The following is a 12,391-nucleotide window of genomic DNA, read 5'->3' on the forward strand; positions in this document are numbered from 1 at the left end:
TTTTTGAATAGGTTTTCCTTCAACCATTGGAAAGCTTGTGCGTAAGCTCTCATGCCGTTGAATAATAGCATTAATCGTTTGCTCTAAAATATCAATGTTTAAGCGTCCCGTTAAACGGAGGGCTAGGGCTTCATTATAAGCTGGATTTTGCCGATCCATCTGATAGAGAAACCACATTCTCTGTTGAGCAAAAGATAGAGGTAACTCTTCAGTTCTGGCAACGGGATCAATAACCGATTCAAGGGGTTTAGACGGTGTTGTTGCGCTTCTTAAAAAAGTGAGAATTTCTGGTTTTCTTGTGCCGATTTCTTGCTTAATTTCCGGTGTCATCGCTCCCTGGGGAGCTTGATATTTTAACTTTTCTTCCTCAAGCCAAAGCTTGATGTCTAAACTATTTAAGTAAGATAAAAATTCTGCGACTTTCATTAATAGTATCCTTTTCCCTAATTGATGTTCTGGTATTTTTGGAATGGGGGGTGATGTTTGGCTGGGTTCAGTAGCTCAAGCTAGAGCTACTGTTAGAGATATAATCAACGGTTCTCATAAATTTAAATACCCTCAAAGACTAAACACTATCGCACAAATAAAGGTTATCAATGGCGAGGAGTCAGTGGTTATTGTTAAAGTCAGTTACTATGGGAGCAACCGCTTACATACTCCACAAAAAGACTGTTTTAAACCGAAACTATTTATAGCATATTCTGGATGATAAATTTTAGTGATGGATACAATTTTTTACATTTTTTCCAAAATGGCTCTGAAAAGCTTAAATTTTAGTTAAGCTATTTTCATAATTCTCCTTCTTCATAATTTTCTGAGGCTGTTGTCATAACTTTACCACTTTTGGATAGACTGTGACTATTTTTGGCTACATTAAGCACCTCAATCGTTTGAGTTAAACTGGCAACGGTTGGGTATTCTAATAAACTGTGCAACGACAATTCTACCGAGAAAACATCGCGTAAACGAGAAATAACTTGACTCGCCAGTAAAGAATGTCCTCCTAGTTCAAAGAAATTGTCATGAATTCCAATTTGAGATAGATTTAACACCTTTTGCCAAATCTTAGCAACTTGATGTTCAGCTTCCGTTCTGGGTGCTACCAATTCGTTATTTTCTTTACCTTGCAGTTCCTTGAGTAATTGCCGCTTATCAATGTCTCCATTATCCTTGATAGGGAGGGATTGCCGCAGCACCAGGGGACATTTATAGGACGTTCCAAATCGATCTTTTAGACTAACATGATTAGGTAGATTGACCGATTGAACTGTAGATTTACGGGTGTAATAAGCCGTTAACTTTTGGCATCCTTCAGACCTAGATGTGAAACGATTAATCTTGCTATTACTCCCATCTAAACCGATTATTAATTGTCTTTGGTTGTGATATAAACTGGTTAGAAATGAGTCTAAACCTTGCCGTACTGTCATATCATAATACCCTTGAGATCGGGTTATGTATTGCATCTGATAACCTTGGCTAATCCCGGTTTCTTGCCAAGTTGTCCAACTGTAACAATAACTGGGGAACAAATTCTTATATTTTTGATAGCTGTTCAAAGACTCAAGGAAACTATTAGCCGCCGCATAGGAACCCAAAGCCGCTCCTCCAAAAAAACTAGCCAAGGAAGAAAAACTAATAAAAACTCCCTGAGATTCTTTGAGGAGTTGATGTAAAACCCAAGTTCCTATTACTTTAGGACGAAGAATTGTCGATAAACCCTCTTGATTTTCGTCCAGAAGTAAACAATCTTTGTAAATTCCAGCCAGATGAATCACCCCATTAAGTTCTCCTTGCCATTGTCTTTTTACCTGTTCTACAGTCTGTTTAACTTGAGGGAAATTAGCCACATCTACCGCTTGATAAATTACTTCTCCCCCAAGGTTTTCTAAAGCTTGGAGATTTTTGATTTTTAAGGATAATTGATCTTCGACTTTGAGGTACTCACTCCAGAGGTGTTTTTCTGGTAAAGGTGTTTTTCCAATTAATAGTAAACGAGCTTGATAATTTTTGAGCAAATACTGAGCGATTTGTCTGCCAATCCCTCCTAGTCCTCCGGTAATCAGATAAATTCCCCCTGATTTAAAGGGTAATTCCTGTTGGGTGTGTTGAAGTAAATTGACTTTTTCCAAACCTGCGATTAAACGTTTCCCGTTGCGATAGGCAATTTCTCTTTCCTTGGATAAAACGGATAGTTCTTGCAGCAGATAACTGACATTAATTTCGGTTTGATCCAGGGGTAAATCAACATGACGAGTATTTAACCAAGGAAGTTCTTGAGCTAGGGTTTTGATCAGTCCTAAAACTGGAGATTTTTCATAGCCAATTTCATCGTTTTCTATGACAAATTGACTATAACTAGAAACAAATAGCAATTGAATTTTTGAGTTAAAATCATGAATTTTAGCTAAGGCTTGAACTAGAAATAATAAATCATAAATTCCTCGCTCTTGTGCTTTTTCTAACTGTTCAATTGTTGAAATTTCTCCCTGATAGTCTTGATAAGTCCCCAGATGAATAATATTGCCAAGGATAATTTTTCGCTCGGATAAAGATGCCATTAACTGTTGATAATGATTGGCTGTCCCGGGTCTGAGGGTATAGCAATTTTGACTGATTTGAGAAAATTCTTCCGCTGCTAAAACCGTGATACAGGGTAAGTTTTGCCCTTGAATTTTTTCTGCTAAAGATGCTCCTAAACCCAAGCAATCCAGAAAAATTAAAGTACAATACTTGGAAAGTTCTGGTTTTAAGTTAACTGGAGATCGAGGTTTCCAAACTTTCTGGTAAAACCAATCAGGAATGGTTTGAGCGTTTTCTAACAAAAGATCTATTTCTTTTAAAATAGAATTAAATTCTCCATTTCCGAACCGTTTTGTTAATTGCGATCGCTGAATTTTACCGATGGAAGTTTTAGGAATTTCAGTTTTATTTAAGGGGATTAAATATTCAGGATTAACCCCAAAACTGTTAATTACTTTTCGTCTAATCTTTTTCAGAAGTTCCGCTAGATGCTGGTGGTCAAAGGTTTCTGCACTAAAAAATAAAGCTAATTGATCGGTACTATTCCTAGGATCATAAACAGCACAAGCGGCGGTGTAGGACACTTCTACTTCTTCAATGGTTTCAACCACATTTTCAATTTCATGGCTATAATAATTGACTCCATTAATAATAATGGTTTCTTTACTTCTTCCAGTAATAACTAAATGACCGTTACTAATAAATGCTAAATCTCCTGTCTTAAACCAGCCATCTTTTAAGAAAGCGTCTTGATTCGCTTCTGGGTTTTTATAATACCCCGGTGAAACTGCATCTCCTGTAACTTGTAAATGACCAATGGTTTCTTCTGGTAATAGGGAATTATCAGTATTAACAATTCTAATTGATATCCCCGGAATGGGTAATCCTAAATCCGTAAAGGTTGCACCATTGGGATGTTCAGGATGAACTCGTTTTAAGGAAGAATTTAAGGAGGATTTATCAACCGTATGAAAGAGTAATGGCTGTTGCTCTGTAGGCGGATAATAGGTAATTCCTGACCCCATTTCTGCCATCCCAAAAGCAGGACGCATCGCCGTTTTTTTCAGATTATATTGAAGATGAAGGGTGTTAATAAATTCTCCAACTGCTTGACCAGAAACGGCTTCACCCGCCGCTAAAAAGAATTTGACACAATCTAAATTCCAATTTTGATCGGGTTCTTTTTTTAAAGCTTCATTGATCAAATTATAAGCAAAATTAGGAGCCCAACTATGGGTAATTCGATATTGATCAATTAAATCTAACCAATTCAAAGGACGACCTAATATATATTCAGTTTGAACATAAACCATTTGGCATCCTAACTCGACACAGCGAATATTCCAGTCTGAAATACTTCCAATATGATCAAAAGGAAGCCAATTAAGAATAATATCGTCGTTTTGATGTTCACAAATGATGTTTGTTCCTCGCGCACGAGAGATGACATTTTTATGGGTTAATGAGATACATTTCGGTATTCCTGTACTGCCTGATGTTAGATTAAAGAACGCAATATCACCCGGTTCACCAATAGGAGGCTGATGGGGAGAATGAGTTTTTAATTCTTCCATAAAACTCAAGCTTAAGGGTTGATTAGGCAACCATTGTTCTAAATATTTTATCTCTTGCTGACGGGATTGATTGGTGATAATAATAGGTTCATCTAACAACTGCCAAACTTGACATATTTTATGAATTTCATTATTAAAATCTTTATAGCTGGGTGGCACTGAAATAATAACAGGAATAAATCCTCCTAAAAGACACCCCCAAAATGCGGAAATGATATCATAGTTTTCCGATAGCTGAAGAATTACTTTATCTTGAGCTTGTAAACCCTGCTTTTGTAATCCGGCTTGTATTTGTTGAGCGTCTTCCCATAATTGTTGATAAGATTGAAAAACTTCTGAACCATTAGATTGAATATAAATAATCCCTTTATTTGAATGATTTTCAGCAGCTTTTTGGAGGATTTCTGCCAAGGTTTTAGGCTGAAGTTCAGACTCTTCTAAAAGCTGTCCGTGACTGATTCCAGATTGAGTGTTAGAAGTGTGAATCCCCAGATGAATCGGGGTTTGAGATTCTTGATTATCATTTTTTTTCTCTGGTTTTAAGGGCAATAAGTCCGATAGATGTAGGGGTAAAATTTTGATTTTTTTGGAAGTCATGACAGTGGCAACTTGATCAATATCTGACAAAGAGCCTAGTTTTTCTTCTGTTTCCTGAACTTGATGATCATCGATAATTTCAATATTCTTTAATGCAGTTTCATCGACATCACCGGTATCGGTTAAGGGTAAACTGGAAATCTGCACATAGATATTAGGTAGAAGATTGTCCGGTAACTGAGACTGTAAATCGGAGGACAATTGTTCAGAGTTCCAAGCTCCAGAGGAAACGATATAGGCGACTAATTCCCCCTCCCGTACCATAAAATAGCAATCTTCAATTAAGGGATTTGATAAAAAGACTTCTGCTAATTTCTGACAATTTAATTGTGGATTTTTCTGTTCTGTCCTCATACCTAAAATCCTCGTTTTTGTGTACATCTTGCCAATTCAATTCAATTCTGAATTTCATCACTGTCTGAGCTATCACATAATAGCTCATTCGGGGTACGATAGTCAAGAGATTTTCGAGGACGATTGTTAACCAAGTTTACGGCTCTTTCTATTTCCTCTGGCTTAAGGATTTTAAAATTCCTTTTCTTGGGAAAGAATTTTCTTAACAGTCCATTAGTATGCTCGTTTAATCCCCTCTCCCAAGAAATTTTGTAGATGGTTTCTTGACATCCTGACCGCCCTAAAACGGACGGCGATTCCCAAAACTCACAATTTGGGTTTCTGCTTCATAGATGACATGACATCCCAGCAAGACGGCTATTTGCCGTTGAGATAAATTTCCCTCTTGACTAAGTTGGTAGAGCAAGTTCCTTGGTTCTATGTTAGGATGTTGAGGGCCTCATTTTTGGGTCTGATTTGTTGTTGTTAAAGATCAGAATATACCTGATGAGCCTTTCTCTGTCAACTCTTAAGGTTGATGTGTTTCATTTTTGAATTGGCGAAATAAAAAATGACAGAACAAGCTTGGTGGGTACAAAAATGGCTAGAACTACTCGATTCCTATCGCTTTAAAAAACGCTTGGAACGAGCTAGACTTTACGCCAGAGAAGGCAATGTTTTAAGTATTGACTTTGAAGACTCGCAAGTTATTGCTAGAGTACAAGGCAGTGAACCAGAGCCTTATATAGTGGACTTATCCCTAGCGGCTTTTAGTGATGAAGAATGGGATTATATTATTAAGCTTCTCTCCAAAAAGGCCATTTATTCCGCTCAATTGCTCACGGGACAAATGCCCGATAATATTGAGCGTGTTTTTATCGATAGTGGGGTGAATTTATTTCCCTTTTCCCTAGCTGATATTCGCTCTCGTTGTACCTGTCCCGATCAAGCCAACCCCTGCAAACATATAGGAGCAGTATACTATCAATTGGGTGATCGTTTTAGCGTCGATCCCTTCCTGCTTTTGCAACTGCGCGGCCGAAGCAAAAGCCAAATTCTGGAAGCTTTACGAGAAAAACGCTCCTATTCCTCTGATAATCAACCTTTAGCAGTCAGTGAACCCCCCACAGTAGTTGAAAAAACTGCCCCCGACAGCACTATCGATCGCTTTTGGCAGTACGATGAGGAGCTAGATCCCTCCCTAGTTGTGATTACGCCGGGGAATGAAAATCAAACCATTCTCGACATTTTAGGCAATTTTCCCCTCGCTGCCCCCGAATCAGATGCCATAGAACAATTTTTAAAACCAATTTACCGGCAAATTCCCCAAGAAGCGATGGCGATTGCTTTACAGTAGGGAATTTGGGGTATATGAGCAGCTCGTTCAAAGTGGTGCAAAAGACAAAAAAGCCAGCCAGATTTGTCCTCGCATCAGAGCGAGGAATTAACCAGGGAGAAAATCGCCCCACCACTAACCGCTAAACCGTCTTACTTTTGCCAGTTTTACTGCCTGGGGAAGTAGTTTTTTTAGTGGTGCTAGAAGTAGTTTTCTTAGTAGTGGTTTTCTTGGCAGTGGTTGTCTTGGCCGCTAGGGCGACTAAAGCTTGTTCTAGAGTCAGGGTTTCGGCGGTTTCTCCTTCGGGAATCTTGGCGTTGGTCTTACCGTGTTTGATATAAACTCCGTAGGGACCTTCGTACAATCCCACGGATTCCCCATCGTCGGGATGTTTACCCAATTCTTTTAAGGGTGGTTTGGTGGAACCGCGGGCGCTGCGAGTTTTTTTCGGTTCGGCTAATAGGGCCAAAGCTCGATCGAGGGTTATGGTTAAGACATCATCGCCGGCTTTCAGGGAACGATATTCTTTTTCCTTACCCTGTTCCTGAACTATATAGGGGCCAAAACGACCTAAACTGGCTTTAATTTTGCCTCCGGTGAGGGGATGGGTTCCCAGTAGTCGCGGCAGTGCCAATAAACCGACTGCTTGTGGGAGGGTGACATCCTCTGGTTTGACTCCTTTGGGTAGGGAGGCGCGTTTCGGTTTGGGGTTGTCATCGCTGACATCTCCTAACTGGACGTAGGGGCCGTAACTACCCACGAGCAGATAAATTGGCTCTCCGCTGTCGGGATGAAGACCTAATTTATCGGGACCCTCGGTTTTTTGTCGCAGCAGGGTTTCTACCTGTTCGGGGTTGAGGTCAGCGGGGGTTAAATCGGCGGGGATGGAAGCGGTGAGGATTTGATCGCCTCGGGAGACTTCCAGATAGGGACCGTATTTGCCGATCTTGATAGTTGCCTGTAAATCCTCTAAAATCACTGATTTGGCGGTGCTAGAGTTAATTTGACTCTCGCGCTCTTTTACTTGGCTTTCTAGCCCCTTTTCGCCGCGATAGAAGCGATCGAGATAGGGCAACCATTGGGCGGAACCAGTGGCGATATCGTCGAGGGTTTCCTCCATTTTCGAGGTAAATTTGGGATCTACCAGGTCGGGGAAATGATTTTCTAACAAACTAACCACGGCAAAAGCGGTGAAGGTGGGAATCAAGGTTTTATTCCGCATTTGGGCATAACCGCGATCGATAATTGTGCCGAGAATGGTGGCGTAGGTGCTGGGTCGCCCGATTCCTTCACTTTCGAGGGTTTTTACGAGGGAGGCTTCGCTATAACGGGCGGGGGGTTGGGTATCGTGGCTAATGGCTTCTAGTTGGCGACAATTGGGGGTATCACCGACGCTGAGGGCGGGTAAGATTATTTCTTGGTCGTCGATGGCGGCTTCGGGATCGTCGGAACCTTCCACATAGGCGCGGAAAAAGCCGGGGAAGTCGATTCTTTTGCCAGAGGAGCGAAATCCGGCATTTTCTACCTGAATATTGACGGCGATCTGGGTAATGCGGGCATCGGCCATCTGTGAGGCGACGGTACGTTTCCAGATTAGGTCGTAGAGGGCGAATTCTAGTCCGCTCAGGCCGGTTTCCCGGGGCAGGCGAAAGCTACTACCGGCGGGCCGGATGGCTTCGTGGGCTTCCTGTGCGCCTTTGCTTTTGGTGGTGTACTGCCGGGGTTGGGGACTGAGGTAATTTTTTCCGTACATTTGTTCTACACAATTGCGGGCGGCGGTGATGGCCTGATCGGAAAGATGGACGGAATCGGTCCGCATATAGGTGATGTAGCCCTGTTCGTAGAGATTTTGGGCGATTCGCATGGTGTCGCGGGCGGATATGCCCAGTTTCCGGTTAGCCTCTTGCTGTAGGGTGGAGGTGGTGAAGGGGGGGGAAGGTTTGCGAGTGGTGGGTTTTTCTTCGGTGTGGCTAACGCGCCAGATTTTGTCTTCGATGCGTTCTTTTAAGGCGGCGGCGGTGGCTTGATCCAAAAGTGTCACCTGGCGACCGGGGAGCAGTCTGCCGGTGTCGGCATCGAAATCGCTCCCATTTGCCACTTTTTGACCGTTTAAGGTGACTAATTTCGACTCGAATTGATTTTTGTCTTTTTCGAGGGTGGCTTTCAGGTCCCAATAATTGGCGGTTTTAAAGGCTCGTCGTTCTCGTTCGCGCTGCACGAGCAGACGTACCGCGACGGATTGCACGCGGCCGGCGGATAACCCTTTGGAGATTTTTTTCCAGAGCAGGGGGGAGAGGGTATAACCGTAGAGGCGATCGAGTATGCGGCGGGTTTCTTGGGCGTGAACTAAATTTTCGTCGATGGAGCGACAATTTTTGAGGGCGGCTTGGATTGCCTCTTTGGTGATCTCGTGAAATACCATCCTTTTGGTGGGTATTTTCGGGTTGAGTACCTGCAAGAGATGCCAACTGATGCTTTCGCCTTCCCGATCTTCGTCGGTGGCGAGGATCAGTTCGCTGGCCCCTTTGAGGGCTTCTTTTAATTCTTTGACGACTTTACTTTTGGTTTTGGGGACGACGTAGAGGGGGTCGAAATCGTTCTCCACATCCACGCCTAAGTTGGCCCAGGATTTGTCTTTGTGGGCGGGGGGAATTTCTTCGGCAGAGGCGGGCAGATCGCGGATGTGGCCCATGGAGGCTTGAACTCGATAGCCGCTAGGCAGATAATTACTGATCGTCCGAGCTTTGGTGGGGGATTCGACAATAACCAGGGTTGACATAGGAATTGATCACGAGGGCATGGCCACAGCGACTGTTTTAGTTAGACTGACCATCGTTGTTTGATGATGGGCAAAAGTTACTATTTATCTTGACTGGCTTGATTCGGGTCAAAAGCCACTTACTACGATAATAGAGATTAAAGCTGGTCTTTTGTCACTAACTTCTTAACAAAACTTAATATTTTTCTGAAGCAGGGAGATGGGAGCAGGGAGCAGGGAGAAGGGAGAAAAAAGCTGACACTGATGACTGATAACTGATAACTGATGACTGATGACTGACTCCTAACCCAATGTTCGCCAAAGATAAGCAAAAATTATTTATTGACTCCAAAAACTTGAGAATATTTAAATTAACATTCCGCAATATTTACAAATTCTTAAGAATTAATTGAGAAAGATTTTTATTTAACAACGATGTTACGATGGTTACAGCGATTTTACTGAATTTCATAATGGGTTATTCTGTGCTTTTTTGGGTAGCAATGGTTGAAACCCTTGCCACACCTAGAAGGTTATCCTAATTAGGACGGGTAAATTAGTCAATTTCACCCACAACGATGATCTTTTTTTTGTGTAGTTTTATTGCAAAAAAAAAGTTTTTTTGACAAAAAGCACAAAGTATGATATGAACCCAACGTATTTCTGGCTGCCAGTAGTTATTGCAGAGTAGGATGGGGAGAAGGGAGAAAAAATAAAAATAATCCTCCTGACTGGAAAGAGGGTGTAGGGTGTGGGGTGTGGGGTGTAGGGAAGGAAACCTCTTTCATCTGTGGTGGTGAAAATTTTTTCATCAGGACTGACGCCTGACGACCAACGCCTGACGACCGACTCCTAACCCCACCAACCAACTTTTTGCCGCAAACCCTAGTTATGTCTGATTTACGTCAATATGCTCCGGCAACAGAACGCAATCGTCAGCCGATTTTAGAAGTTCTCAGCCAATTTTTACCGAAGACTGGGAATATCCTAGAAATATCTAGCGGCACGGGTGAACACGCTGTTTTTTTTGCTCCTCGTCTTGCTCCTTGTCGTTGGATTCCCTCGGATTGTAACCCTCTGGCTCTAGATAGTATTCGCAGTTGGTGTGATTATTATCCTAGTTCTAATCTCGATCGCCCCCTATTTATCGATGTTCATCAGTCAGTTTGGGCGGTAGAGACGGAAAATATCGTTATTAATGCCATTGTTAATATTAACATGATTCATATCGCCCCTTGGTCCGCTTGTTTAGCGTTAATGGCAGGAGCGAGTCGCATTCTCGGTTCGGGGGGAATTCTCTATCTTTATGGTCCCTATAAACGGCAGGGAAAACATACTTCTCCTAGTAACGAAAGCTTTGATTTTTCTCTCCGTTCTCAAAACTCTACTTGGGGAGTTAGGAATTTAGAAGATGTGGTGCAAGCAGCGAGCGATCGAGGTTTACAATTGTTAGAAGTAATTCCTATGCCAGCTAATAATCTCTCGGTTTTATTTGCCTTAACATAGCAATTATCAGTGAACAGTAATCGGTAATCAGCTTCTAAAGGCAAAAGGCAAAAGGCAAAAGGCAAAAAAAAGAATCTGGCAATTCTCCTACCTAAAAAGAAGGTTATAAACTAAGTACATCAAAGCTTTTAGCTTAACCAATTAAGTAGGGAGGCACAATTATTTGTAGGATGGGTTAGCGGTAGCGTAACATAATCGGGCGTTGGGTTTCATGCTTCAACCCAACCTACGTTCTGATCACTGAAAAAAGCTCCCCACTTCCCACTGATAACTGATAACTGATAACTGATAACTTATTTCCAACCAGCGCGATTCATTACCTGTACCGCTTTGGCTAAATTAGGACCATAATTAGCCACGCTAACTGTATCTTCTTTCCCGCGTCCGAGTTTTGCTAGGAAAGGGTCTAAAGCAACCCCTGGAACGACGGGATATTCTCGATTACCCTTAGCAAAAAAGTTCTGTGCTTCATTGCTAGAAAGATATTCTAAAAATTTAATGGCCGATTCTCGATTGGGGGCAGTTTTAATTAAACCACCACCGCTAATATTAACGTGAGTGCCGCGGCCTGCTTGGTCGGGGAAAATTACGCCTACTTGGTCATAAATTGCCCGTTTAGCTGGGTCTTTTTCTTCGGCATACCCCGCTAAGTAATAGGTGTTAGCTAGGGCTAAATCGGCAATTCCTGCGGCTACAGCTTCGATTTGTGCCTTATCATTACCCTGGGGTGGACGGGCAAAATTAGCCACTAATCCCCGACACCATTTTTCTGCGGCTGCTTCTCCTTGGATGTCGATTAACCAAGCGGTAAAAGATTGACTATAGATGTTACTGGATGACCGGGTGACGACTTTTCCTTTCCATTTGGGATTGGTTAAATCTGCATAGGAATCGATTTCTCTGGGGTTAACTCTGTCTTTGTTGTACATAATTACCCGCAAGCGTTTACTAAACCCGAACCAGTGACCTTTGGGGTGACGCAAATTAGCAGGAATTCTTTGGGTAAGAATGCGGGAATTGACGGGGGCAAAAATTCCCTGTTGGTCGGCGCGCCATAGTCTCCCCGCATCTACCGTCAGGAGTATATCGGCAGGACTATTGCTGCCTTCGCTTTTAATCCGTTCGATTAATGGGTCCGCTTCCCCTTCCACGAGGTTAATTTTTATTCCCGTTTGTCGGGTGAAGTTGTCATACAATCGTCGGTCGGTGTTGTAGTGACGGGAGGAATAGAGGTTTAATTGTTTAGTTTGGGCGGAAACTTCGTTTATTTTCCCTAATTGACCCACTGCTACCGCTAAGGTGGCTGTTCCCGCGCTTAGAAAGACTCTACGAGTTATTTTATCGTTCATTGCTCGATTCGTGGCAAAGTTGTCTTTTCCTATTGTACATCTATTGAGAATAATTCTTATCTGCGGGAGAAATTATTTGTCGGACTAGGGCGGTAAATGGCGAAAAATCAGGCGAAAATCAGGTTTTTTTGTTTTGATGGGGCTAATAAATCCTCGAATCTATCGCTAGTTAAATTCAATAAGCCCAAAATGTTACCCTAAGCTCGATCGAGGGTATTGCTTGTTGACATCCTCACCGCCGTAAACGGACGGCGATTCCCAAACCTCACGATTTAGGTTTCTGCTTCTTTCCCTTGCGGGAGCATCTCACTTACGCGATAAGTAATTATACTTAGCCTAAAAGCCACTCTTAATCGTGTCTTGGAACGAAATCGAGGCTTTTAAAGACTGCGTACATGGAGAATTAAAACAAGAA

The 12,391-nt window shown here is 42.2% G+C and carries 6 protein-coding genes and 1 pseudogene; 2 read left to right on the forward strand and 5 right to left on the reverse strand.

Features of this window, described 5'->3' with window-relative positions:
- The 3 genes and pseudogenes from EWV68_RS11810 to EWV68_RS11820 form a co-directional block, all read right to left on the reverse strand.
- Positions 1-426, reverse strand: a 426-nt coding sequence (locus tag EWV68_RS11810) for a TubC N-terminal docking domain-related protein (protein WP_287169886.1), incomplete at its 3' end; no start/stop codon positions are given.
- A gap of 362 nt (positions 427-788) precedes the next feature.
- On the reverse strand, positions 789-5,048 hold the full coding sequence (locus EWV68_RS11815) for a non-ribosomal peptide synthetase (RefSeq protein WP_287169887.1): 4,260 nt from the start codon (positions 5,046-5,048) through the stop codon (positions 789-791).
- Between the two features lie 41 nt (positions 5,049-5,089).
- Positions 5,090-5,293: pseudogene (locus EWV68_RS11820) on the reverse strand (transposase); the annotation flags it as partial.
- 305 nt (positions 5,294-5,598) lie between these two features.
- Between EWV68_RS11820 and EWV68_RS11825 the strand changes: the two are divergent.
- Entirely contained in the window at positions 5,599-6,384 is a 786-nt protein-coding gene (locus tag EWV68_RS11825; RefSeq protein WP_061432425.1) for an SWIM zinc finger family protein, read from the forward strand.
- Between the two features lie 121 nt (positions 6,385-6,505).
- Here the strand turns inward: EWV68_RS11825 and topA are convergent, their stop codons facing one another.
- Entirely contained in the window at positions 6,506-9,142 is a 2,637-nt protein-coding gene (topA, locus tag EWV68_RS11830; protein WP_287169888.1) for a type I DNA topoisomerase, read from the reverse strand.
- 870 nt (positions 9,143-10,012) lie between these two features.
- Here topA and EWV68_RS11835 point away from each other — a divergent pair.
- Positions 10,013-10,627, forward strand: coding sequence for a DUF938 domain-containing protein (locus EWV68_RS11835; RefSeq protein WP_061432427.1), 615 nt, complete (start codon positions 10,013-10,015; stop codon positions 10,625-10,627).
- 293 nt (positions 10,628-10,920) lie between these two features.
- On the opposite strand, the gene EWV68_RS11840 is transcribed toward EWV68_RS11835, so the two are convergent.
- Positions 10,921-11,976, reverse strand: coding sequence for a Fe(3+) ABC transporter substrate-binding protein (locus EWV68_RS11840; protein ID WP_287169890.1), 1,056 nt, complete (start codon positions 11,974-11,976; stop codon positions 10,921-10,923).
- Positions 11,977-12,391: the final 415 nt, after the last annotated feature.

The organism is Microcystis sp. M_QC_C_20170808_M9Col, assembly GCF_007095495.1.
Taxonomy (GTDB): domain Bacteria; phylum Cyanobacteriota; class Cyanobacteriia; order Cyanobacteriales; family Microcystaceae; genus Microcystis; species Microcystis aeruginosa.